This window comes from Pseudoramibacter porci (assembly GCF_009696145.1).
Taxonomy (GTDB): domain Bacteria; phylum Bacillota; class Clostridia; order Eubacteriales; family Eubacteriaceae; genus Pseudoramibacter; species Pseudoramibacter porci.
In genome coordinates this window covers 246858-271213 of sequence record NZ_VUMO01000002.1, presented here as the reverse complement: position 1 = coordinate 271213, position 24356 = coordinate 246858, and the positions used below count along the sequence as shown (strand labels likewise).

Sequence of the window (24356 nt, the reverse complement as noted above, 5' to 3'; positions counted from 1 at the left end):
TGCTTACTGAATGCATGGCCTGTTTCTATTATTGCTATTTTACCACGGTTGTATGGCAACAGGTGAAAAATGATTGCGATAATAAACAAAGCCTAGAGCGTTTGCCCTAGACTTTGTCTACAGTCTGGCGGCGCGCCTCTGACGGCGCGCCGTTTTTGTATGGCGAAAATCGGCTATTCGGGATCAGCGGGGACGGGCTGAGGATTTAAGACTTCCCCGATTCTTTGGCAGAACGGTGATCTCATGGTATAATAGAGCCGTATCAACATCATGCATTAGGAGAATTATGAAACCAACAACCCTTTATCTCGTGCGCCACGGCACGACAAAATACAACGAAGAAATGCGCCTTCAGGGCCGGAGCGATATTCCGCTCAACGATTTGGGCATGGCTCAGGGCAAACTGCTGACGGCTTATTTTAAAGACATTCCGATCGATATCGGCGTCACAGGGCCGCTGTCCCGGGCGCGCCAGACACTGGACTTTATTCTTGGGGACAAGAAAGACACGGTGCCTATTTTGATTGAACCGGATATCACTGAAATATATGGCGGCGTCGCCGAAGGCCGGCCCTTCGCCGAAATCAATGTGTTCTTCCCGGACCTGCTCGACGCGATGCGTGAAGCGCCAAGCCAATTTGCACCGCCGGACGGCGAAACCGGCCCTGAGGTGTACCGCCGGGTCACGACTGCCATCATGAAAATTCTACGGGCGCATCCGGGTAAAACCATTGCGATGGCGTCCCATGGCTTCGCCATTGACACGTTTTTGAATTACGCCGAAGGCCATCCGGAGAATCAAATGATCTCCCGGATCCTCGACAACGTCGCGGTTAGCAAATTTACCTACGATCCGGATACGGACCAATTGACAACAGATTATATCGGCGACAGCCACCACCTGACCGACGACTACCGCCAAAATTACGACTGGGATGAATTGTCGAAGCCGCTGCCGCTGTTCATTTACTACCCGAAATGTTCGACCTGTCGAAAGGCTAAAAAATTTCTCGATGACAGCGGCGTGGCTTATCAGTGGCGCGACATTGTGGCCGACCGCCTGAAGGCGCCGGAGCTTTTAGCGCTGATGGACCGCTCAGAGCTGCCAGTGCGGCGCTTTTTTAACACCAGCGGTAAATTGTACCGGGAGCGCGGCCTGAAAGATCAGGTCGGTCAGATGAGCCCGGAAGCAGCGGCGGCCTGTCTCGCGGAGGACGGCATGCTTGTCAAACGGCCGATTTTAGCCCTGCCCGACCGCGTGATCCTCGGATTTAACGAAGACAAATGGCGGGCGTTTTTAAACCTGTAATCTTAGAATAAACCCTTTACCACGAAGCGGAGGAATGACGATGAAAATCAGAAAATACGCGGAGCGGATTCCCCAATATACAGCCCGGGCCGTACTGCCTTTAGTCAAGCTGCCCAAACCACCGGTGCTCTCCGGTGTCAGAATGATTCGGCGTTTTCCGGAAGTCATCGCGATGACGGATGTCCGGCGCCTGCTGATCGTCTGCGACAAGGCGGCCGCAGAACAGCCTTTTTTAGCGCAGCTCAAGGAAGATTTGGCTGATCAGGATATCGCGTCAGTGGTGTACACGCAGGAGGCAGATGAACCGGAGCTTCACGACGTGTACAGCGCGGTGGACCGCTACCTGTCCGAGCTTTGCGACGGGGTCCTCGGCGTCGGCGGCGCATCCGCTATGCATTGTGCGAAGCTGACCGCGGCGCGGGTTACCAATATCAAGCCTGTGCCGAAAATGGCGGGGATCGGCCGCGTGTTCCACCGGTTGCCGCCGCTGTTCGCCGTGCCGATGACTTTCGGGTCCGGCTGCGAATCGTCGACGGGCGCTGAGGTTCTCGACGATGAAACGGGCAGCCGCATCACGGTGATCGATCCGAAGCTCTGCCCGATGGCCGTCTGCCTCGATCCGGAATTGACCTCGGCATTGAGCGCTGAACAGACCGCTGCAATGGGGATGGAGGCATTGTCCTTTGCGATTGAAGCGTATACCGGTTTGTTTGATACCGACGACGTGCGCACAGAGGCCCTGGACGCGAGCCGAATGGTTTTCGAAAACCTCAAAAAAAATGTGGCGGATTTAGAGGATTGGCACACCCGTTTAAATCTTCAGAAGGCGTCAGTCAAAGCGGGTGAGGCGTTCAGCCGCGGCATGGCGGGCTACACCTATGCGATTGCCAATGTACTCAGTGAAGCTTACGAACTGCCGAAAGCGTCTTTAAAAGCTGCGATTCTGCCGGCGGTGCTCGCGAATTCAGCGGATGCCTGCGCCGGCAAACTGGCGGAGCTGGCCTACAACGCTGGCCTCGGATCGGAATGGGACGAAGATGAAGAATTGGCTGAAGCGCTGATCGACCGCATTCATCGGATGAACGCCGATCTCGGTCTTCCGACAACATTCGCAGAAATTCGTCCTGGCGAGGTTCGGGAACTTGCCGCTCAGGTTGTCAGCGAAATGAATTCAGCTTATCCGGTTCCCAAGCTGATGGATCAGACCGAGGTGGCGGATTTGATCAGCGGGTTGATTGATTTAAACGCTTGAAAAGGTCATAGACCAGCCGAAGGTTAAGCAGCCTTCGGTATTTTTTATGGAAAGTCAAAGGTTCTATGGTATAATTTTGAAAATCTGTATTTTTAGGATCGACAAGATAAAATGAAACGAAAAAAATTACTCATTCTGATGAACGGTGTCGCCGGGACGGGCCTGGCCAATACGTACGCCCTCGATATCATTGCGGAATTCGCCAAGGATGGCTGCGAATCCACCGTCTACCCGATTCTGCCGTCGGAGGGCCTAACCGCAGAATCTATTTTGGCTGAAACCGACGGCCGCTTTGACGTCGTGGTCTGCTGCGGCGGCGACGGCACGTTGAATCACGCGATCAACGGCATGATGCACATGGCCCACCGCCCGATTCTCGGCTACATCCCCAGCGGTTCGACCAATGATTTCGCCAAGGGGATTGGGATTCCCGAAGGTCTGATCGATCAATGTCACACCATTGCGGGCCATCACACTGACCGCTACGATATCGGCCGCCTCAACGACAAGTATTTCAATTACATCGCGGCCTTCGGCGCGTTCACATCAGTGTCTTACGACACGAGCCAGACCTTTAAGAATGCCTTGGGCCATGCGGCGTACATGATGAAGGCGATTTTGACGATCCCTCAGAATTTCAAATACCGCAGCCGGTTTAAAATGATCCACGATGGCACAACCGAGGAGCGGGAAGTGCTTTTCGGCTGCATCTCCAATACGACGAGCATGGGCGGCTTCGAGATGCCCTTCTCTGATCGGGTGGAATTGTCCGACGGTGTTTTTGAGGTGATGCTCATTAAAGCGCCGCCGATGTGGATTGAAATCAACCAGATCTTAACGACGCTGCTGTCGGGCAGTACCGATAGCCCCTATATCGAGGTGTTCCAAACTCGGGGCATTACCTTTGAAATGGAAGAAGAGACGGCGTGGACCGTCGATGGCGAATTTGGGGGCAGTTTCAGCCGCGCCGATATCGCAGTGGCCCACCAGGCGATTGAAATCATGCTCCCGACGCCGCGGCAGAAAGAAAAAATGGATGCGGCCAATCAGCCCATTTTTCCCGAATAATCAACGATTGAAAGCAGGTGAATCCTCCAATGGATGACAACGAAATTAAAGCAATTATGGATAAATCCTGGCAGGACCGCGCGCGCTTTGAAGTGAACCGCGACAAGATGATGCGCGAACAGGCGGCCAGAGAAACGGCACCTTCTGAAGGCGGCACGGTGACTCTCGATATGATGGTCGCGGAGATTATCGAAGCGCACCCGTCAGCGGCGGATTATCTCGTCGCGGATTGGAACATGGCCTGCATATCCTGCCCGGCGTCTCAGAGCGAGACCCTGCGGGAGGCGGCCCAGGTGCACGAGCTCGATCCCGAAGATGTCTGCGAGGCCCTCAATGATTTTCTTGAGGACACCGCGATGATACAGGCCGAGGAGCTCGAATAACGTCATTTTGTTTCCAACTTAAAAAGAAGGCGCGAGGCCTTCTTTTTTTATGATGTGGATTTGTTTTGGAAGCGGTCTTTTACCCGGAGGAGCAACGCCGCGTTGATGACGACGAAGACAGAGCCGCAGTTGTGCCACAGGGCGCCGGTGATCGGGACGAGCAGGCCGAGGCCGGAGAGGACGATGGCCGTGAAATTGAGAATCATGGCGACGATGATGTTGAGCTTGATTTTTTTCATGGCGCGGCGGCCCATGTCGAACAGATGGGGCAGGCGTTTCAAATCGCCTTCGACGAGGACCGCATCGGCCGATTCGACGGCGATATCCGAGCCGATGCCGCCCATGGCGATACCGGCGTGAGCCGAAGACAGGGCCAGGGCGTCGTTGATGCCGTCGCCGGTCATGGCGACGCGGTGGCCGCGGGTTTCGAGATTTTTCAAGGCGGTCATTTTGTCTTCAGGCATCAGTTCACTTTTTACCTCGTCGATGCCAACGGCCGAGGCGATCCTTTCCGCCACTGCCTGGCGGTCGCCGGTGAGCATAACGGGGCGAAGTCCCAGAGATTTGAGGGCGCTAACAGCGGCTTTTGCGTCAGCGCGTACAGGATCGGCGAGGGCGATGAGGCCGACCGGCTCATGGTCGACACTGACAGCGATTGGCGTGGCGCCTTCGCTTTCGGCCCGTTCCATCGCAGCGTTAAGGATGTCGGATTCAAACAGGGCCGCCTTCCCAGCGAAGATGACATGGCCGTCAACTTTGCCGCGGATGCCCTGACCTGGAAGCACTTCAACGTTTGTGGATTCAGGCGGCGCGCCGCCAACCTCAGCGCGATAGTGCGCGGCGATGGCCTGGCCAAGAGGGTGCTCGGAATCTTGTTCGATGGCGGCGGCAGCGGCGAGGATATCATTTTCGCTCGCACCGCTTTTTAGGGCAGTGATGTGGACGACCGACGGCGCACCTTCGGTCAGGGTGCCGGTTTTGTCAAAGGCGATGGTGTCGACACCGGCGATGCGTTCGAGGGCGTCGCCGCTTTTGACCAGGACGCCGCATCGGGTGAGGTTGCCGATGGCGGCAGCGACCGCAGTTGGGGTCGCGAGAACGAAGGCACATGGGCAGAAGACGACGAGGACGGTGACGGCGCGGATGAACTGCCGGGTTAAAAGCCCGACGACCACAGCGCAGCACAGCGCCACGACGACCATCCACGTGGCCCACTTGTCCGCGAGGCCGACGATTGGCGCCTTGTTCGCGTCGGCTTCCCTTGCGAGGTCGATCATCCGCTGGAGGGTCGAATCGGCGCTCGCCTTTTTGGCGCGAATGTGAATGGGGCTGCCTTGATTGATCGTCCCGCTGAGGACGCCATCGCCCGCGCTTTTTTCGACGGGGATGGATTCGCCGGTCATGGCGGCTTGATTGACGGCAGTTTTGCCTGAGACGACGACGCCGTCCACCGGAATGGTCTCGCCTGCGCGAATCGCGAGAATGTCGTCGACCTGAATCGCTTCAACTGGAATGGTTGTGGCTTTACCGCCATTCACGCGTCGGGCGGTCTTTGGGGTTAGATCGATCAGCGCCGCGACACCCTGTCTCGCCCTTTCAGAGGTGAAGTCCTCGAGAAGGGAGCCGATCTGCATGATGAAGGCCACTTCTCCGGCAGCGAACCATTCCCGGGTGATCAGTGAAGCGATGAGTGCCAGGGAAACCAGAAGGTCAGCGGTGATGTCCTGCTCTGTCACAAGCGCTTCTGCCGCGCCGAAAACGATGGGCACTCCGCAGAGTACTGCCGCGATCCAGGCTGGGTCAAAAACGGAAAAGGCCGGAATCGGATGGAACCGGCTGAACAGACTTAATCCCAATGTGATTCCCGAAAGGACGACGCAGATCAGCGTCGGCCGGGCGTCGTTTCTTAACCATTTTGCAATCATGATGGATATCCTCCAATCTTTTATTTCGATTAAATTTATTGTAAAATAAATGGGATTTCGTTAAAATAATCAAAAAAGGCCGGTCATACACTACGGAACAAATTGACGAAAATGTCCGGCGCTTTCAGGACGAAGGGATTAGGAGGGAGAGCAGGGATGGCAAAAAGAGAGGACAGGCGTCAGCGCAGGAGCCGGCAGGCGATTATGTCGGCCTTTAGAACCCTGCTGACGCAAAAAACTTACTCGGCGATCACCGTCCAGAATATCATCGATTTGGCTGACGTTGGGCGCAGTACATTCTATGCCCATTTCGAGACGAAAGATACTTTGCTCGCGGCCTTGTGCGGCGACATTTCAGACCACGTCACGGCCAGGCATCAGCACGCTGAGTCGTCTCACGATTTTTCAGATGCCCGGCCCAACCCTCAAACCGTCATCACCCACATTTGCTACCATCTCCGAGACGACCACCGCAACCTCGTGATGATGCTGAAGGGGAGTTCACGCGCACTATTTCTGCATTATTTCAAAAATAGTTTGACCGAGACGTTCAAGGCGCTCTGGCGCGGTGAGATCGCGAAGGCGGCGCTGCCTGAGGATTTTCTGCTCAACCATATTACCGTTGCCTTTGTCGGCGCGCTGGACTGGTGGATTTCTCAGGATATGCAGGCTGAGCCGGAGACCATCGCCGCCTATTTTCTCAAGACGGTGGGGCCGGTGCTTTGTCCAACCCTGTAAGAAATGGCATGTGCGAACGAAATGGATCACCATATTTTTATAAGGAGGTTTTCATGATTTACAAAACACAGGGGACTTGTTCCCGCGCAATTGAATTCGACATCGATGACAAGGGCATCATCAACCATGTCGCCTTTGAAGGCGGCTGCGATGGCAACAGCAAGGGCGTCGCGGCACTCGTTGAAGGGCTTTCGGTGGACACGGTCATTGACAGACTGCAGGGAATCGATTGCCGCGGCCGCGGAACCTCCTGCCCGGATCAGCTGGCCAAGGCCCTTTCAGCCTGGAAAGCCGGAGAAATGGAGTAAGCTATGGATCTTTCAAACATCACGATTAACAGCCATTCGAGTATCAAGCTGGCGGGGAGCACGGTGGTCTACTGTGATCCCTTTCAGATTACAGACGCGTCCCGTGACGCCGACTTGGTCCTGATCACCCACGACCACTACGATCATTTCGATCCGGAAAGCCTCGACAAGGTCTGCAAAGACGACACGGCGTTCGTCGCACCGGCGACGTGCATCGACGAGGTTCAGGCGTACGCGGGAGATCGTCAGGCGATTGGGCTCGCGCCCGGACAGCAGGTTCTGATCGACGGCGTCCGCATTCAGGCGGTGCCGGCTTACAACGCAGCCAAGTCCTTTCACCCGAAAGACAACGCCTGGCTCGGCTACGTGCTCGATTTAGACAGCATGACGATTTACATCGCCGGGGATACGGACGGTTTAAGGGAAAACACGGCGATCACCGCCGACGTCGCCCTCGTGCCCATCGGCGGGACGTACACGATGGACGCAAAAGAAGCAGCGGACTTTGTCAACGCGCTGAAGCCGAAGGTCGCGATCCCGACCCACTACGGCGCGATTGTGGGCAATCCGACGGATGCCGATTTGTTCGAAGATCAGGTCAACAAACCAATCTCAGTGGTGCACAAACTGTTCGTCTAATTTAAATAAAAAACCAAGCCCTTGAGCAGATTTCATTTTCTGTTTAAGGGCTTATTTTTTTGCCGGCTGTCGTGAGAAATGCATTTACTATTGGAAAACTAAGTGAAAATCGATTTTGGCGTATTGGCATATACTTATAACTGTGATAAGATAAATGCGTATCAAATAATGCACGATTAATGCGAAAAGGGAGGAACCGATGCAGCTCACTGAACGCCAAAAACGTATTGCGGAAATTGTGAAGAATGAACAACCGATTACTGGCGAAAAAATTGCCCGCAGGCTGCAAGTGACCCGCAGCGCCCTTCGGGGGGATCTCGCGGTGCTGCTGTCGGGGCAGATTCTTTCAGCGCGGCGACATCTCGGCTATTATTACGTCGGCGGCGGCGAGGATCCGGTTCAGGAAAAGCTTGCGAGCCTGCGCATCCGGGATTACATGTCCGAGCCCATTGTCGTGCGTTCCGATTCCGATGTGGATTCGGCCATTTACCGCCTGTTCACTGAAGATATTGGGACGTTGTTCGTCGGAACACCGGAGGATGTCATCGGGGTGGTTTCCCGGAAGGATTTGATCAAGAGCGCCATGGGGCGGGACGATTTGTCGAAGATGCCGATCTCGATGGTCATGACGCCGCGGACGAAAATTGTTTTCGCGGATCCGAAAGATACGGTGCTTTCGGCGGCAGAAAAGCTGCTGCACAGCGAAGTCGACTGTCTGCCGATCGGCACGATCCACCGCGACGAGGACAGCGGCGACGAAAAATTTTCAGTCGTCGGGCGGCTTTCAAAAACGAATATTGTCAAAATCTTCGTCGCGCTCGGAGAAAAGCAGGCGGCGCGATAAAAGAGAACTGGAAAATTGAGGGCTCATCCTGAATGGGGTGATAGGCACATCATACGAAAACGGCGTACCCTTGCGGTGCGCCGTTTTTTTTGAATCATACATTACCGAGAAAAACACAGTTTAAATATTTCTTTGCAATGTCCTGAAGGGTGTGCAGTGCCGCGATGGGAGTTGGCGGCTTCGCCGCACGGTACATCGGAAAATACCGAGTCAAATGAAGGGGCAGGTCTGGGTCTATCGCTGCGAGCCACGCAGCCTCCTTTGCCATATCGCCGGGATCGTCGTTTAAGCCCGGGACGATCAGGGTTGTGACCTCGACGTGGCAATGGGCGGCTGCCAGAGCGATAAAGCGCTGTGTGGTTTTGAGATCGCCGCCGCAGGCGCTGTAGATTTCCGGCCGAAAGCCTTTGAGGTCGACATTGACCGCGTCAAAGCAGGGGAGCAGTTCGGAGGCCACCGCATCGGCGCACTGACCGTTGGTGACCAACGCGTTGATCATGCCGGCTCTGTGAATCAAGCGCGCCGTGTCCCGGACGTATTCGTAATTGATCAGCGGTTCGTTGTAGGTGTAGGCGACGCCGATATTGCCATGGCTTTCCTTGAGCGCCGCGGCTTTGGCCAAAACGTCTCGGGGCGAAATGCGGTGGGTGTTCTGATTTGGAGCCGTCTGGGAGATCGTGTAATTCTGACAGAACGGGCAGCGCATGTTGCAGCCGTAAAAACCGATGGATAGAATTTTTGAGCCGGGCATGAAGCGCGCAAAGGGTTTCTTTTCGATGGGGTCCAGAGCCATGGACGCGAGCACGCCGTACCCCGACGGGACGACGTGTCCTTTGCGATTCGTCCGCGCGCGGCAGTATCCGGTTTCACCGGGAGCGAGGCGGCAGCGATGGGGACAGAGCGTACAAGTCACCGGCGCGGTCATGTCAAGGCCTCGTGACGTACCACTTCGAAGCGCATGAGCGAAATCGGCTCATCCGGACGGATGCCGGCTTTCTGTCTCGAGATGGCGATCTGTTCAGCCGGGGTGTCGACGCCGTCAAGGTCGGGCAGCAGCAGCCCCCGCCGCGCGCCGTTTGTGACGATGACGCCGTAGCGCTTCGCGTCCAGCGCGTCGGTGGATTGAACGGGCTCTGGTGTCGTCAGCACGTCGACGGAAATCTCCAGCGCCGCCAGTTCAGACGGCGCAATCGGCCGAAATCGCGGATCCTCCGTTGCGGCAGCGGCCGCGTTGTGGATGATTTCCTCTGCGATATTTTGGCGGGTCGGCATGAAGGTGCCGATGCAGCCGCGCAGCTGTCCTTTTTCGTGAATCGAGACGAAGACGCCGGCACGGTCCTGAGCCATGGCCTTCGGCAGACCCTTCGGCGCAGCGATTGTGGTGCGGGTCTTCACATAAGTTTCGATGGCTTGCTTGGCCAGAGCGACGTAAGGGTCAAAAGCGCGGAAAATCCCGGTGCCGTAACCGACACCGAAGGTGTTTTGGTGGGAGAGGATCTGCGGTGTGACGGACAGATTGGAAAGGGCGCCGGCCATGATCGTAAAGGAGCGGTGGCCGCATTCTTCGGCGGCGTCTAAAAAAGCGGGCGTGAAGTGGAGCAGGGCCTCGAAATCGCCGCGGTCCATGACGTCCATCAGCCGTTTGTCGTACACCGGTCCCTGGGGGTGAAAGCCGTAAGGGCCGTCCGCCTTTTGACAGTGGGATAAATCACCGCTGGCGACGTAGACGCAGCGCCGGCCCGTTTGACGGACGGCTTCTGCGATGAGCTCGCCGAAATGCCAGTGATCCGCGAGGGACAGGCCGGATAATCCGAGACGCACGAGCTTAAAATCAGGGTACCGACGGCGAATGAAATACAGCGGCACAAGGGTGCCGTGGTCCGGCGTCAGCGACGAGGTGCGCGCGCCCACAGGACCGGCTGGGAAATTTTCACCCTCGGCCAAATGGACGAGGGCATCGCGCAGCTCGGTATCGTACGTCACATCAAAGGTGACCTCCGGCGCGCCGAATCGGCTGAAATCACCGGCGGCTTCGCGGTCGGGCGCAATGTGGAAATAATCGCGGTACATCGGCGCGTGGGGCGACGACAAAATAATGGTCTGCGGCGCGAGGGCGGCAATATCCCGCGCGACGGCGTCGCAGCCATTCAAGGTTTTCTGAATGATTTTCTCTTCGCCTTTGCCGATTTCAGGCACAGCAACAGGCGGATGTGGCAGCATATAGCCTGCTAAGATCGACATCGTAAGACCTCCCTTAAAAGTTTGTATCTGAAATTTTCTCAATTGTCTGTATTTTATCGCCGAAACATAAAATTTAGTTGAAGCGGGGGCAGCTTTTGTTCTGCGGAACATGGCTTTTATAGAGGGACCGTGTTAAAATAAGAGACAGCAAGCGTTCTCATTTGAGCGCGGAATCTGACACACACATGAGGGGAAGTTATGGATTTTTATCAATTTTATACCGGACATTGTTTCGATGCGCACACGTTTTTGGGCGCACACCTGACAGAAAACGGCGCCGTGTTTCGGACCTTCGCACCGGCGGCCGAGCGGATTGATCTGCGCCTGTGGCAGGAAGACGGCGAAATCACCGTGCCGATGCACGAAATCTACGACGGCAATTTTTACGAATGCGAGGTGGCGGGGGCAGCGCCGGGGGATCTTTACGCTTACGCCATTTATCACGGCGGCGGCTGTGTTGAGCACTGCGATCCCTACGGTTTCGGCATGGAGCTGCGGCCGGGGCACCGCTCCGTGATCCGCGATCTCAGCCATTATACGTTTGAGGACGAAAAATGGATGGCCGGGCGCAGTGGCGGCGAAGATCAGCCGATCAATATTTACGAAATGCATTTGGGATCCTGGCGAAAAAAGGGGGACGCGCCCGACGGCGGCTGGTACACTTACGCAGAAATCGCCGGACCGCTGATCGCGTATTTGAAACAATCCGGATACAACGCGGTCGAATTTCTGCCGCTGTCCGAACATCCGGCGGACGTCAGCTGGGGGTATCAAAACACCGGTTTTTTTGCACCCACAAGCCGCTACGGCGACGCAGAAGGGCTGATGACCTTGGTCGACGCGCTGCACCAAAACGATATTGCTGTGATCATGGACTTCGTGCCGGTGCACTTTGCAGTGGACGACTACGGCTTAGCCAATTACGACGGCACGCCCCTGTACGAATATCCCCATCAGGATGTGGGCAACAGCGAGTGGGGCAGCAAAAACTTCATACACTCCCGCGGGGAAGTCTGCAGCTTTCTTCAGTCCGCGGCTAATTATTGGCTGACTGCTTATCATTTTGACGGCCTCAGAATGGATGCGATCTCCCGGATCATTTACTGGCAGGGGGATGAAGCCCGGGGCGTCAATTACAACGCGGTGGATTTCATCAAGACGATGAACCAAGGGCTCAAAGCCCGTCATCCCAGCTGTGTGCTGATGGCGGAAGACTCCACCAATTTCGAAAAGGTGACTGCGCCGGTGGATGAAGGCGGCCTGGGCTTCGACTACAAATGGGATCTGGGCTGGATGCACGACACCCTTTCGTTCTTCCAATCCTCACCGGAGCAGCGCCTTGGGCGGTACCACAAGCTGACTTTTTCGATGATGTATTTTTACAACGAGCATTACCTGCTGCCCTACTCCCACGACGAAGTGGTGCACGGCAAGGCGACGATACTCCAGAAAATGAATGGCGGCTACGACGGCAAATTCCCACAGGCCCGGGCGATGTACGCTTATATGATCACCCATCCTGGGAAAAAGCTGAACTTTATGGGGAACGAAATCGGCCATTTCAGAGAGTGGGACGAAAAACGGGAACAAGACTGGAATCTTTTGGAATTCCCGATTCACGAAGCGTTTTACCATTATATCTGCGATCTGAATCATTTGTATTTAGAACATCCGGCCCTTTACGCGAAGGATTACGACAGGGACGGCTTCGAGTGGACACAGGTTCACGGGGAAGACCGGACGGTCTACGGCTTCGAGCGCCGCAGCGTCGGCGAGACGGTTCTCGCGCTGTTCAATTTCAGCGACAAGGGACACAGCGAAAAATTGCCAGGGCAGCCCGCGGATTACAAACTTTTGATTCACAGTAACGACGAAAAATACGGAGGAGCGGTCGAGAATCCAGAGCAATGTTTAAGCGTTCAGCAGGGCGAGCTGATTTGCGCCCTTCCGCCGTTTTCCGCAATCCTATTCTTAAAAAATCAAAATAAATTGTAATAAAGTGTTTGACAGAATTGGCCGCAGCTGATACAATCTCTATTGATGAAATAATAAACATGACAAAAACCGGCATTGCGCCGGATGTGAATGAGAAAGATAGAGGTGATGGACATGTTGTATATTATGGACCGGATGTCCGGTGCGGCTCAGTTTGGCGAAAAGGGCGGCGTGGGCGCGCTGCACGAGCAGCTTCAGACGGCGGACGCGGTTGTGATCGGCGCCGGCGCGGGGCTCTCCACAGCGGCCGGCATGACGTACTCGGGGAAACGGTTTGACGAGTATTTTTCGGATTTTGCTGAGAAATACGGCATTCGGGACATGTATTCCGGCGGGTTTTTCCCGTTTCCGACGGAAAACGAGCGCTGGGCGTGGTGGAGCCGGATGATTTACGTCAACCGTTACACCAAGGCGCCGTCGGACGTTTATCCCAATTTGTTAAAACTCGTTCAGGACAAAAATTATTTTGTACTGACCACCAATGTGGATCACCAGTTTCAAATGGCCGGCTTTGACAAAGACCGTTTGTTTTACACCCAGGGGGATTACGGTTTGTTCCAAAGTGTGAATCCGGCAGTTCGCAAAACTTACGACAATGCAGAACAAGTTATGGCGATGATGGCAGCTCAGGGGTTTGTAAAAAACGCAGCAGGCGTCTTTGTGCCGCCGGAAGATCAGACGGTGGCCATGACCGTCGCCGATGCATTGATTCCAGTTTGCCCGGATGACGGCTCGGCGATGACCATGAACCTTCGCTGCGACGACACCTTCGTTGAGGATGACGGCTGGCACACCGCCTGCCAGCGTTACAACGATTTTATTGACCACCTGGACGGTCAGCACGTGCTCTATTTGGAGCTCGGCGTCGGCATGAACACTCCGGTGATTATCAAGTACCCATTTTGGCGGCAGACCGCGGAAAATCCTCAGGCGTTTTACGCAGCGGTTAATCTCGGAGAAGCCGCCTGCCCTGAACGAATTGCGGACCGCTCCATCTGTTTGAACGCGGATATTGGCGCAGTCCTTCGGGAATTGTTGTATAGAAAAGATAAATAATCGAATCATTAGGCTTAAGGTCATTGTGATATGTACCCTCTTTACTGGACGTCCAGTAAGGAGGGTATTTTAATGCGATACAGCTACGAGCACAAAAGAAAGGCTGTAAATCAAGGAACCCAGAATTGAAAAAAGCAAAAACAAAGAAACCACCAGAACTTAATGAATCTGAACGTGAAGAATTAATCAAATTAAGAGCGGAAAATAAATATATGAAGGCGAAACATGAACACCAATGAAATCATATCTTATGACTTGTCGAAACATCCAAATCTTGATCAGATCAGAATGAAAACCGGAATGTTCTATGGCTATGAGAAGTGCTACGATTCGTTTGAAGCTTTCTCTGCTGCTGTGAGAGATTACATCGATTATTACAATAACGAACGGATTCAGAAAAAAACAAAATGGATGCCGCCTGTAAAGTATAGGCAAACATCCATGTGTTTGAGTAATTAATTTTTATACGTGTGTCCAGGATTTGGCGTACGTATCATTTTCTCTTAAGCCTTTTTTGTTGTAAGTTTACTGACGTTCTTTGACTTTTTCGTTCAAGAAGAACAAGCCGATTTTTTTGCCGCCGAAGGTTTCCATCAGTTGAACCATGCGGTTGGCGTTGACTTCTTCTTCGCCCTGTTCGTGGACGAACCACTGAAGGAATTCAACGGTCCGGTAGTCGTGGACATTCTGGGCGGCTGCCATGATGTCGTTGATGCAGCCGGTGATGTATTGTTCGTGGCCCAGAGCAGCTTTGACTGGTTCGAGAAAATCGCTAAAGGTCACGTCCGGGGCATCGATCTGTCCGAGCTTGACAGCCTGTCCGTTTTCGTGGAGATAGCGGTAGAACTTCATCGCGTGTTCTTCTTCTTCCTGTGCCTGTTTTTCATACCAGCCTGCATAGCCATCCAAACCGTGTTCGTCGAAATAAGCGGCGATTTGGAGATACAAATAAGCCGAATAGTATTCTTTTGTAATCTGATCGTTTAACATCGTATAGACTTTTTTGTCCAAAATCAAGGCCCCCTTAACGTCTTAAATTTATAAGGTATTATATCAAAGGCATTGTCATTTTTCAATGAGATGGCGTATAATATAAATGTAAAGATAACGCATTATTTATGTAAACTTTAAAGAAAAAGGAGAGTCAACGGATGCATCACGCTTATGTTTTTATGGCCGACGGTATGGAAGAAACGGAATGCTTAACCATTGTCGACCTGCTGCGCCGGGGCGGTGTCGATGTCACGACGGTCTCCGTCATGAAGGAGAAGACCGTTCGCTCTTCCCACGGGGTGAGCATTAAGGCAGATAAAAAATTTAAAAAGGTCGATTTCTCAGACGCCGGTCTATTATTTCTACCAGGTGGCGGGCTGGGCGTTCAAAATCTTTATGCCCACAAAGGGCTGCGCAAGCTGCTTAAATCCGCAGATCGCGAAAAGACGATTCTCGGTGCGGTGTGCGCCGGACCTTCAGTCTTGGGAAAGCTTGGGATTCTAAAAGGCTATCATGTCACCTGCTATCCAGGATTTGAAGACCAGCTCAAAGGCGCGGACTGCACTGGAGAGGGTGTTGTCGTCGACCGACGCATCGTCACGGGAATAGGTCTCGGCTATTGTGTTGATCTGGGTTTAAAACTTGTGGCACTGTTGGAAGGACAGGAAGTCAGCGATAAGGTCAAAGCTAAAATTCAACACCCAGATTGTGTCAAAACGATCGAAATTCATTAAGATTTATGAAGGAATCTCGGCCAGCACTTGAGCAATGCTCTCTTTTTATATATAATAAAACTGTATCTTTATAGATTGATAACAGATGTATTCAGAAAGAGAGATTATGAAAACAAAACGGAGTATCCAAACGAAATGGCTGATCACGGTTGTGGTCGCCCTGATGACGGTCATGCTCGTCAGCTTGTTCTGCCTGATGCGCGTGTACGCCGAGCCGGATAACCAGTCGAATCAAGATTTAACCCATGCTGTGGCGGTCGAACAGAAAAAAGACGGCAGCTCAGACTATAAAGTGATTTTCAAAGTCAATTCGGATACCGCGAAGGCAGGCGACTATTTTACGATCACGCTGCCGGACGGACTGACGATTAAGAATCAGGATCGTTTGAATCTGACGCCATCTTCCGACGACAAAACACCGTCGGCTTCCGTCAAGGTCGAGGGGAAAACCGTCACCGTTACCTTGACGGATTACGCGGCGTCCCATTACGATTTATCAGGAAGCTTGACTTTTAAAAACGCCCAGGGCGGTGATCCGTCGACAGAAGGCACCCTTTCGGGGACGGCTTACGGGACGCTGTCGATTCAAGACGCCGCCTCTGACGACGACAGCCTCGGCGTTTCCGGCGCACAGCTCGTCATTAAAAACAAAAACGATGGTTCAGTTGCGGCGACAGTAAAAACCGACAGCAGCGGCAAGGCCGAAGCGAATCGCCTCAAGGCCGGCGATTACACGGTCGAAACCCAGACGGCGGCTGCGGGTTATGAAAAATCCGAAGCGGCGGATGTGACGATCACATCAGGGGAAGCGCAGACCCTCAAGATCACGTCTGAACCGGAAAAAGTTGAGATTAAGGTGAACCAGATTTGGGACGACAACGACGATCAGGACGGCGTCCGCCCCAAAACAATCAAGCTAACCCTTTACGCGGAAGGCAGTGAGGCTCCGGTTGATGAAGCGACTGTTTCAGCTGATGCAGGTTGGGCCACAGCTTTCAACGCGCGAAAATACGACGCAGACGGCAAGGCGATCCGCTACACAGTGAAGGAATCACGCGTCACCGATTACGAGCTGTCGCAGATGGGCAGTATGAACGGCGGCTTCCTGCTGATTCACAAGCACACGCCGGAAACAGTAGACATCCCGGTGCGGGTCACTTGGACGGATCACAACAACCGTTACGATGACCGCCCGACCGCTGTTGTCGTGACCTTGCTTAAAAACGGCGAACCGGTGGACAGTCAAATCGTGATTGCCAATGCGTCGGGGCAGTGGAAGACGATGTTCGAAGGGGTCGACGAGTACGAAAAAGGTCAAAAGATCCAATACACCGTCACCGAAAACAAATTGAAGGGCTACACCACAAAAATTGACGGGACGAAAATTTCCAACCGATTAAAAACGGAAGCGCAGGACCAGATGATGGCGGCGGAAGCCAAACGCCAGCAGCAAAGCATCACGTTTCTGAAGGCGATGGTGCGCCACCCGATTCAAACTATATGGTCCTGGCTGAAATCTTTGTTTTAAATAAGGGGTGAACAACATGGCATTGTCGATGAATCGTTTTTTAACGGCACAGGAACGGGATTATCCAACTGCACTGAGAGAAATCCAGGCGGGGCGCAAGCAAAGCCATTGGATGTGGTACATCTTTCCGCAGATTGCGGGCCTTGGCTTCAGCGCAAAATCCCAATTTTACGCCATTGCCGATATGGCGGAGGCAAAGGCCTATCTGGCTCAGCCGGTGCTGCGCGCGCATCTGATTGAAATTTCAGAAGCGCTGCTGAAACTCGACACCCACGATGCCAGAGAAGTGATGGGCTTTCCTGACGATTTGAAGCTGCGCTCATCGATGACATTGTTCCATTTGACCGACCCGAGCATTGATGTATTCAAACAAGTGCTCGATCATTATTATGGCGGCGAAATGGATCAGCAGACCATTGATATTTTAGGCATTAAGCAAGATGAGGACCCTGAGCTCGAGGCCAAACAAGAGGCGGAGGAAGACAGGGAAGCGAAAGAAAAAGAATAATTCGGTAGACAACGGAATTTGCTGCTTCTGGTTTTTGTACGCCCAGCGCGATGAAAGCCGGAAGCTTTTTTAAGGTCAAAATCAAAATCAAGCAAAACGGAAAGAACGATGAGAAACAGAGGACACAGGCGATCAGCCTTGGCCGCGGCCTTGGTGTCGGCCCTTTTAATAGCGACGGGCTGCAGCGCGGCCTTTGGCACGTCGAATGAGCCGGTGAGCCGTCAAGTCATTGCGATGACGACGGTGATGAATTTAAAGGCTTACGGCAAAAACGCCGAAAAGGGGCTCGATGACGGCGAGAAGGAAATTAACAGATTGGATCAGCTGCTTTCGGTCGGCTCCGATACCAGTGAAGTCAGCCGACTCAATGGGTCCGGTGGCGGGACTGTCAGCGCAGATCTCGATACATTATTAAAGAAATCGCGCGCGGTGTATCGATCCACAGGGGGCGCCTTTGACATCACGGTTTACCCGCTGATGGATTTGTGGGGATTCACCAAGGTGTACAACGAGTCCGATGAGCTCGATCAGAACAAGCCGCGGAATATTCCGACGGCGTCGGCCATCGCGCAGACCCTCGAAAGGGTCGGCGCAGACAAGATCAGCTACGACGAGGGAACGAAGCGATTGGTCTTGCCGGCGGGCACACAGATCGATTTCGGAGGCATCGCAAAGGGCTACACCTCTCAGCGCATTGTCGACATCATGAAAAAAGACGGGGTGACAGCTGGCAATATTGAACTCGGCGGCAACGTTCAGGTCTTCGGGAAAAAGCCGGATGGCTCGCCCTGGACCATCGGCCTGACCGATCCGAAGAAAACCAGCCGGACCATGGGGGTGCTGACGCTGACGGAGGGCCGCGCGGTGGTGACTTCCGGCGGGTACGAACGCTACATTACCGGCAAGGACGGGAAACGATATCACCACATTCTCGATCCGAAGACCGGTTACCCGGCAAAGAGTGGAATTCAATCGGTCACCATTGTCTGTAAGGACGGCACGACGGCAGATGCCTTGTCCACAGCGATGTTCGTTTTAGGCAAAGATAAGGCCATCGCCTATTGGAAAAATCACGCAAAGGATTTTGAGATGATTCTGTTAGACGATGACAAGACCATGTGGGTGACTTCAGGCCTGAAGGGGCAGGTCGAGTCCACCCGATACAAGATGAAAATGATCACGAGGGGGAAATCATGAGTTTAAAAGAGAATGAATTGGAAAAGCCGAAAGCCAACGGCGTGGCACTGTTGCCGATTCTCGTTTTTCTGGTGCTGTATTTGGGCAGCGGCATTTATTTTGAATACATCCATCCGATTAAGGGGAAAATGGGCTTTTACATCATGTCGGTTGTCGTGGCCTTTGGCATCGCCCTGATTGTCGCGTTCATTCAGAATCCGAAGCTGTCTTTCAGCGACAAGATTCACGTCTGTGCTCAGGGCATTGGCGACGATAACATTACGATCATGCTGTTCATTTTTCTGCTGGCCGGCGCCTTCAGCGGCGTCGCGCAGGCGGCTGGCGGCGTGACGTCCACGGCGAACATGCTGCTCAATATCGTGCCGGCGCGTTTCGCTGTGCCCGGGCTTTTCATCATTGCCTGTTTGATTTCGATGGCCATGGGGACGAGCGTCGGGACGATTACAGTGCTGGTCCCCATTGCAGCGTCGGTGGCGTATACGGCCGGGTTGAATCTGCCAGTTTGTGTCGGCGCTGTGGTCGGCGGCGCGATGTTCGGCGACAACCTTTCCTTTATTTCGGACACGACCATTGCGGCGACCCAAACCCAGGGCGTCGAGATGAAGGATAAATTTAAAGTGAATTTCAAAATTGCGCTGCCGGCGGCCATTGCGACGCTGATTGTCACGGCGCTTTTGACTTTCCACGGCGCGCCGAGCCATCTCAGCCATTATCCTTTCCGCGTCGGGCTGGCCCTGCCGTATTTTGCGGTGCTGGCCGCGGCGCTCCTCGGCGTTAACGTGTTCATCGTGCTCGGCGCAGGGATCGTTTTGTTTCTCATTTTCGGCGCGGGCTGCGGCACTTTGACTTACGTGAAAGCTTTCTCGGCGATGGGCGACGGCACAAGCGGCATGTTTGAGACGATGATTGTCACGGTACTCGTCGCGTCGATCGCGGCGCTGATGCAGGAATACGGCGGATTCGAGGCGATCCTTCAGTGGATCCGCAAACATTTCAACGGCCCGCGGGGCGGCATGTTCGGCATCGCGCTCTTGACCGGGCTGATGGACATTGCGACGGCCAACAACACGGTGGCCATTGTTGTGGCTGCGCCGATCGCGAAGAACATCTCAGAAGAGTATGGCGTCGACCCGCGCGTAACGGCATCGCTCCTCGACACGTGCTCGTGCATTTTCCAGGGCATCATTCCTTACGGGGCGCAGCTGCTCATTGCGGCAGGTCTCTCGGGCATCTCCAGTGTTGAGATCATCCCCAATCTGTTCTATCCGTTCTTTCTGTTAATTAGCGTCGTCTTGTCAATAGCGTTCGGTAAAAAAAGCAGCAAGCCCCATAAGAAAAAACAGGCGTAAAAAAATACGAAGATCCATTTGGATCTTCGTATTACTTTTAATCGGAATGATTATTTGGCTTTGCCCTGATTGGCAACCGCATTGATCTTCGCGGCGATGACGTCGGGGTCGCCGATGTATTCCTTAGAAATGAACTTGCCTTCGTCGTCGAGGGTGTAAACCAGCGGCACACCGGTTGGAATGTTGAAGCCGAGGATTTCGTCTTCGCTCATCCCTTCAAGCGACATCGCGAGGGCGCGCAGGGAGTTGCCGTGTGCGGCGATGAGCACGCGTTTGCCGGCGAGCATCTGCGGCAGGATGGTTTCGTTGTAGTAAGGCATGACGCGGTCGATGGTCAGCTTCAAGCTTTCGCCCAGAGGCAGATCTTCTTTCGGAACACTGCGGTATTGTTCCTGAAGTGCTGGATTTCTCGGATCGTCTTCTTCCAGAAGTGGCGGTGTCGTTGCGAAGGAACGGCGCCAGATTTTAACCTGATCTTCGCCGTATTTTGCAGCAGTGTCGCTCTTGTTGAGGCCCTGCAGTGCGCCGTAGTGGCGTTCGTTCAAGCGCCAGGTTTTGTAAACCGGCAGCCAGCAGCGGTCCAGGCTTGTCAGTGCGAGATCCAACGTGTGGATGGCGCGTTTCAGATAAGATGTGTAGCAGACATCAAAATCAAATCCGGCTTCTTTGAGCGCTTTGCCGGCATCGGCTGCTTCCTGGCGGCCCTGATCGGACAGTTCGGCATCGTGCCAGCCGCAGAATTTATTTTCTTTGTTGTATTCGCTCTGGCCGTGGCGCAGAAGAACCAATTTCATCGTCATGGATATTACCTCTCATTCGTAAAAAATATAAAATTCAGCGATTAAACTATCATTTATTGTTATTGTAGCCAAAGGGCAGGTTTTCGTCAAGACAAAACGACAGCGGGTTCAGCCGCTGCTGTTAAAATAAAGATGCGCAAAAAAGGGGGAAAGCTTATGTTTTTGATGATCGGCGTTACAAATGGGCAGAAGGCACTGCCTGACCACCAGACAGGTGTCTGCCCGAGATGCGGGCAATTCACCGCTTACGAAGTGTTTATGACTTACACCCAGCTGCTTTTGTTTTTCATTCCGTGCTTCAAATGGCACAGACAGTATTTTGTCAGAATGCGCTGCTGCGGGGCGGTTTACGCCCTCGATGCGGAAATCGGCCGGCGCATTGCCCGGGGTGAGGCGGCTGCGATCCGTCCTGAAGATTTAGACGGGCCGATTGGCCCAGCCGTCGAGGACCATTTTCGTCGTGCGCCGCGGCATCGCTGCCGTTTCTGCGGCTACGAAACAGATGAAAATTTTGACTATTGCCCCAAATGCGGCCGGCGTTTTGAGGATTAAAGAAAATGCACTTCGAGCAAATGTGCAAAGTCAATGACATGCGGCGCATCCTGATCTGTAAACATCAGGGTGCGCTTTTTTAGATGGATAGAAAGGATTTTGCCGCGCCGCGTTCTGACATAGCCGGCATTTTCGATGTAAGGTGCAAAATAAGTCAGCGCAACGGGAACACCGCCTGATGGACAGGTACGCAGCTTTTCGCAAATCAATTTGAGCGCGGCGTCGAGGGCTGCTGCGGCGTCGTCGGAAAGTTCTGGACAGGCAATGGCCGTGTGATATGCCTCGCAGGCGCTTAAGGCCGTGTCGTAGGTGCTCAGTGCAGCAAAGGGGGCGAAAATTTTGGCCCGGTTCGCTGTGGACATCGGCGGATGACGGCGGCTGAAAGCGTCGCCGTCGTGCCGCGGGGCGCCCTGACGCAGTAATGTTTCGCGGTTCATGCGCGGTGCCCGCCGATCTCTTCATTGCGGGTCAGAGTTCTGGCATTTTCAAGCAAATCCATCCCGCGGAACAGGGCGTTCTTGCCGTAACGTTTCCGCACTGAGACGAAAGCCTGCTGCAGCGCGTGTTCCCGTTTGTCACTGTCGGGGTCGTCCCAGAAATTGCATTGAACGGTGGCCTTCGCCCTGGGCACGACGCGGTTGGCGGTCAGGGTCACCCGACGAACGGGCAGGTCGGGGTCGGCGATCTGCTCGAACAGACGCAGGACGTTCGGAACGATTTTGGAGGTCAATGCTGTCGGGCTGCCGAGGTCAGCGCTGCCGTGGGCACTTTTGGGAACCTTTCGGCCGTAGTGATCGATGTGGACCGGTCCGGTGTAACGTCCGCCATCCAGGGCGGTGCGGTCAAAGCCAATGTGCAGGGTAATGGAGGCGGTCACGAGGCCCTTGTCGACGAGGGTGAGCGCCAGCTGATCGGCCATTTCCTTGACGATGAGTGCAGCGTCTTTGTGAGGGTAAGGCTTGGGCAAAACTTGACCGGAGCCAAGAGAATGATCCTGAGGACAGTAGGCTTTGATATCAGCCATTGTGCAGGGCTCGATGCCCCAGGCGTGATCAATTAAGATCTGGGCGTCGACACCGAACAGCTGGTAGAGCAGTTCTTCGTTACGTCTGGACATTTCGGCAATATCGCCCATGGTCGTCATGCGGTAGCGGGCCAGTTTTTTTGAAGTGCCCGGCCCGATGCGCCAGAAATCCGTGAGCGGTTTGTGGTCCCAAAGTTGCTGACAGTAACGGCGCTCGTCGAGCTCGGCAATGCGCATGCCTTTGGCGTCGCCGTTTATGTGTTTGGCGACGATATCCATGGCAATTTTGGCGAGATAAAGGTTAGGGCCGACACCGGCGGTGGCCGTGATGCCGGTCGCGTCGTAGACATTCTGGATCAGATAGGCGGCCAGTTCCCGGGGCGTCATTTGCATCGCGTTTAAATAAGGTGCCGCGTCGATGAAGACTTCGTCGATGGAATAGACGTGGATGTCTTTCGGCGACAGGGTTTTCAGGTAGATGCCGTAAATTTGCGAAGACACTTCGACGTAGCGGTGCATCTGGGGCGGTGCGATGAGAAAAGGAATTTTGCGATGGCGTTTTTTTTCCATATACGCGATTTGCTGCTTGACCTCAAACAGCCGCGGCCGGCTGCTGACGCCAAGGGCTTTCAGCGCCGGCGAAACGGCGAGGCAGATGGTTTTGTCCGTTCGGGTCTCGTCGGCGACGACGAGGCGGGCGCGCAGCGGGTCGAGTCCACGCTGAACACATTCCACAGACGCGTAAAAGGATTTGAGATCGATGCAGAGATAAGCGGGTTTCATCCTTTTCCTCCATAATCAAAATAAAGATGGTCAGGAACAGTTAATATTTGTGAAAAACCGGGCATTGGGCACGAGGGGAACGCGAAGGTCCCAGCCCAGACGGGTCATTTCCTGAAGTTTGATGAGCACAAGGTTGACGTCGGTGCGCAGAATTTTGGCCATTTCGACGACATCTCGGCCGTCCTGGGCGAGCTCGTAGACCTGATCGTGATCCAGGAGCAGGTGTGCCGCAAAAGCGTTGGCTTCGTATTCGGTGTGGTCCACCGTATCGAACAGGGAATTTTCACTGAGGGCTTCTCCCTTTGCCAGATCGCGGTGAAGCTGGTCGTGCCCCAATTCGTGGGCGAGCACCATGCGGCGCAAATCCTCCGAAATGGAAGGATTGATCAAAATGATGCGGTGGCGCCAGCGCACGGTGTACATACCGAGGAGCTCGTCAAGATCGGGCACTTCGTAGAGGCGGATGCCGAGCTTCTGAATGATCAGCTCCAGACGGCGGTTGCCGTATTGGCGGATAAAATGTTGGGCACAGCGGTAGATGCCGGAAGAATCAATCATCGTCCTTCACCTTCCGCCGTTTTCTGCCGTATTTTCGGTTGTCTTCTTTACAATCGAAATAGGCTTTTTGCAGCGCGATCATGACGGCGTCCTTGTCCCGTTCAGAAAGTTCTCCGCCGGCGAAAAGGCCGGAAAGCTCCGCGACCAGCTCTTCGGCCTGCCGCTTGCCTCGGCTGCCGTAACGCTTGGCGGATTCTTCGACGAAGACCTCGTCTTCGGTGAGCAGATAGTTCAGTGAGCAGTTCAGGGTTCTGGCCAGGCGGCGGTAGATTTCCCGATTCCTCGGGTAGCGCCCTTCCTGTTCGTAGCCGATGTAGGTGCGTCTGGAAATGCCGACGGCTTCGGCCGCTTCGGCTTGGGTCATCGCGGCCCGATGCCGCATTTTTTTCAGTTTTTCTCCAAATTTCATAGGATCGCCTCAATTCGTAATAATCAATTTGCAATTGCATTATGCAATCTAATTGCACTTATCTTACACGCATCCTGCCGGGTTTGTCAAGGGTGTGTCTGAAAAAATGTTTAAGAAAAATTTGGGCTTGCTCCCCTATAATGCGCCTAGATGCATACAAAAA

Annotated in this window: 26 protein-coding genes; 17 read left to right on the top strand and 9 right to left on the bottom strand. The window is 54.0% G+C overall.

The genetic code is table 11. From position 1 onward, the window contains the following. Positions 1-286 precede the first annotated feature (286 nt). The 4 genes from FYJ52_RS10095 (at position 287) to FYJ52_RS02990 (ending at position 4012) form a co-directional block, all read left to right on the top strand. Positions 287-1309: a Spx/MgsR family RNA polymerase-binding regulatory protein gene (locus FYJ52_RS10095; protein ID WP_235901503.1), complete on the top strand. Its 1023-nt coding sequence runs from the start codon at positions 287-289 to the stop codon at positions 1307-1309. A 40-nt stretch (positions 1310-1349) separates the two neighbouring features. Further along, positions 1350-2561, top strand: a complete 1212-nt coding sequence (locus FYJ52_RS03000; protein WP_205960741.1) for an iron-containing alcohol dehydrogenase — start codon at positions 1350-1352, stop codon at positions 2559-2561. A 111-nt stretch (positions 2562-2672) separates the two neighbouring features. Continuing rightward, the gene (locus tag FYJ52_RS02995) at positions 2673-3629 is read left to right on the top strand and encodes a diacylglycerol/lipid kinase family protein (RefSeq protein ID WP_154575773.1); all 957 of its coding nucleotides are present in this window, start codon (positions 2673-2675) and stop codon (positions 3627-3629) included. A 29-nt stretch (positions 3630-3658) separates the two neighbouring features. Continuing rightward, positions 3659-4012, top strand: coding sequence for a DUF1858 domain-containing protein (locus FYJ52_RS02990; RefSeq protein WP_154575772.1), 354 nt, complete (start codon positions 3659-3661; stop codon positions 4010-4012). 47 nt (positions 4013-4059) lie between these two features. On the opposite strand, the gene FYJ52_RS02985 is transcribed toward FYJ52_RS02990, so the two are convergent. Continuing rightward, positions 4060-5937 (bottom strand): heavy metal translocating P-type ATPase, encoded by a 1878-nt coding sequence (locus FYJ52_RS02985; RefSeq protein WP_154575771.1) that lies wholly within the window; start codon positions 5935-5937, stop codon positions 4060-4062. A 156-nt stretch (positions 5938-6093) separates the two neighbouring features. On the opposite strand from FYJ52_RS02985, the gene FYJ52_RS02980 reads away from it, so the two are divergent. The 4 genes from FYJ52_RS02980 (at position 6094) to FYJ52_RS02965 (ending at position 8466) form a co-directional block, all read left to right on the top strand. Further along, the gene (locus FYJ52_RS02980; RefSeq protein ID WP_154575770.1) at positions 6094-6675 is read left to right on the top strand and encodes a TetR/AcrR family transcriptional regulator; all 582 of its coding nucleotides are present in this window, start codon (positions 6094-6096) and stop codon (positions 6673-6675) included. 53 nt (positions 6676-6728) lie between these two features. Then, positions 6729-6983, top strand: a complete 255-nt coding sequence (locus tag FYJ52_RS02975) for a TIGR03905 family TSCPD domain-containing protein (protein WP_154575769.1) — start codon at positions 6729-6731, stop codon at positions 6981-6983. A 3-nt stretch (positions 6984-6986) separates the two neighbouring features. Then, positions 6987-7622 (top strand): MBL fold metallo-hydrolase, encoded by a 636-nt coding sequence (locus FYJ52_RS02970; RefSeq protein WP_154575768.1) that lies wholly within the window; start codon positions 6987-6989, stop codon positions 7620-7622. Positions 7623-7821: 199 nt separating this feature from the next. Continuing rightward, the gene (locus tag FYJ52_RS02965) at positions 7822-8466 is read left to right on the top strand and encodes a CBS domain-containing protein (protein ID WP_154575767.1); all 645 of its coding nucleotides are present in this window, start codon (positions 7822-7824) and stop codon (positions 8464-8466) included. Positions 8467-8560: 94 nt separating this feature from the next. On the opposite strand, the gene FYJ52_RS02960 is transcribed toward FYJ52_RS02965, so the two are convergent. Next, positions 8561-9391 carry a radical SAM protein gene (locus FYJ52_RS02960; protein ID WP_154575766.1) on the bottom strand — a complete coding sequence of 277 codons (831 nt, stop codon included), beginning with the start codon at positions 9389-9391 and terminating at the stop codon, positions 8561-8563. Further along, entirely contained in the window at positions 9388-10707 is a 1320-nt protein-coding gene (amrA, locus tag FYJ52_RS02955; RefSeq protein ID WP_154575765.1) for an AmmeMemoRadiSam system protein A, read from the bottom strand. The genes FYJ52_RS02960 and amrA overlap by 4 nt, the downstream gene beginning before the upstream one ends. 198 nt (positions 10708-10905) lie before the next feature. On the opposite strand from amrA, the gene glgB reads away from it, so the two are divergent. From glgB to FYJ52_RS10330, 3 genes are all read left to right on the top strand, one after another. After that, positions 10906-12702: a 1,4-alpha-glucan branching protein GlgB gene (gene glgB / locus FYJ52_RS02950; RefSeq protein WP_154575764.1), complete on the top strand. Its 1797-nt coding sequence runs from the start codon at positions 10906-10908 to the stop codon at positions 12700-12702. A 114-nt stretch (positions 12703-12816) separates the two neighbouring features. Then, positions 12817-13758: an SIR2 family NAD-dependent protein deacylase gene (locus FYJ52_RS02945; protein ID WP_408003694.1), complete on the top strand. Its 942-nt coding sequence runs from the start codon at positions 12817-12819 to the stop codon at positions 13756-13758. A gap of 225 nt (positions 13759-13983) precedes the next feature. Continuing rightward, on the top strand, positions 13984-14217 hold the full coding sequence (locus FYJ52_RS10330; protein ID WP_154575763.1) for an IS3 family transposase: 234 nt from the start codon (positions 13984-13986) through the stop codon (positions 14215-14217). A gap of 66 nt (positions 14218-14283) precedes the next feature. On the opposite strand, the gene FYJ52_RS02935 is transcribed toward FYJ52_RS10330, so the two are convergent. Further along, positions 14284-14769, bottom strand: a complete 486-nt coding sequence (locus FYJ52_RS02935; RefSeq protein ID WP_154575762.1) for a ferritin — start codon at positions 14767-14769, stop codon at positions 14284-14286. 140 nt (positions 14770-14909) lie between these two features. Here FYJ52_RS02935 and FYJ52_RS02930 point away from each other — a divergent pair, with 140 nt between their 5' ends. From FYJ52_RS02930 to FYJ52_RS02910, 5 genes are all read left to right on the top strand, one after another. Beyond that, complete coding sequence (locus tag FYJ52_RS02930) at positions 14910-15485, top strand: DJ-1 family glyoxalase III (RefSeq protein WP_154575761.1); 576 nt, start codon at positions 14910-14912, stop codon at positions 15483-15485. Positions 15486-15591: 106 nt separating this feature from the next. Continuing rightward, entirely contained in the window at positions 15592-17013 is a 1422-nt protein-coding gene (locus FYJ52_RS02925; RefSeq protein ID WP_205960740.1) for a Cna B-type domain-containing protein, read from the top strand. Between the two features lie 16 nt (positions 17014-17029). Beyond that, a complete protein-coding gene (locus FYJ52_RS02920; protein WP_154575759.1) occupies positions 17030-17521 on the top strand; it encodes a DUF1810 domain-containing protein in 492 nt (163 codons plus the stop codon). Between the two features lie 108 nt (positions 17522-17629). After that, positions 17630-18718, top strand: a complete 1089-nt coding sequence (locus tag FYJ52_RS02915) for an FAD:protein FMN transferase (protein ID WP_154575758.1) — start codon at positions 17630-17632, stop codon at positions 18716-18718. Next, on the top strand, positions 18715-20067 hold the full coding sequence (locus FYJ52_RS02910) for a Na+/H+ antiporter NhaC family protein (protein ID WP_154575757.1): 1353 nt from the start codon (positions 18715-18717) through the stop codon (positions 20065-20067). Before FYJ52_RS02915 ends, FYJ52_RS02910 begins: the two co-directional genes overlap by 4 nt. Before the next feature lie 50 nt (positions 20068-20117). On the opposite strand, the gene gpmA is transcribed toward FYJ52_RS02910, so the two are convergent. Further along, on the bottom strand, positions 20118-20861 hold the full coding sequence (gene gpmA, locus FYJ52_RS02905; RefSeq protein WP_205960744.1) for a 2,3-diphosphoglycerate-dependent phosphoglycerate mutase: 744 nt from the start codon (positions 20859-20861) through the stop codon (positions 20118-20120). Positions 20862-21023: 162 nt separating this feature from the next. Here gpmA and FYJ52_RS02900 point away from each other — a divergent pair, with 162 nt between their 5' ends. Then, entirely contained in the window at positions 21024-21419 is a 396-nt protein-coding gene (locus FYJ52_RS02900) for a zinc ribbon domain-containing protein (protein ID WP_154575755.1), read from the top strand. Here FYJ52_RS02900 and FYJ52_RS02895 read toward each other — a convergent pair. From FYJ52_RS02895 to FYJ52_RS02880, 4 genes are read right to left on the bottom strand one after another with little or no spacing between them, the layout of a single operon-like run. Next, positions 21416-21856: a hypothetical protein gene (locus tag FYJ52_RS02895; protein ID WP_154575754.1), complete on the bottom strand. Its 441-nt coding sequence runs from the start codon at positions 21854-21856 to the stop codon at positions 21416-21418. The two genes, FYJ52_RS02900 and FYJ52_RS02895, sit on opposite strands and share 4 nt — an antisense overlap. Continuing rightward, on the bottom strand, positions 21853-23226 hold the full coding sequence (locus FYJ52_RS02890; RefSeq protein ID WP_154575753.1) for a Y-family DNA polymerase: 1374 nt from the start codon (positions 23224-23226) through the stop codon (positions 21853-21855). Before FYJ52_RS02890 ends, FYJ52_RS02895 begins: the two co-directional genes overlap by 4 nt. Before the next feature lie 30 nt (positions 23227-23256). Next, complete coding sequence (locus FYJ52_RS02885; protein ID WP_154575752.1) at positions 23257-23784, bottom strand: ImmA/IrrE family metallo-endopeptidase; 528 nt, start codon at positions 23782-23784, stop codon at positions 23257-23259. Next, a complete protein-coding gene (locus tag FYJ52_RS02880; protein WP_154575751.1) occupies positions 23777-24193 on the bottom strand; it encodes a helix-turn-helix transcriptional regulator in 417 nt (138 codons plus the stop codon). The genes FYJ52_RS02885 and FYJ52_RS02880 overlap by 8 nt, the downstream gene beginning before the upstream one ends. Between the last annotated feature and the right edge of the window lie 163 nt (positions 24194-24356).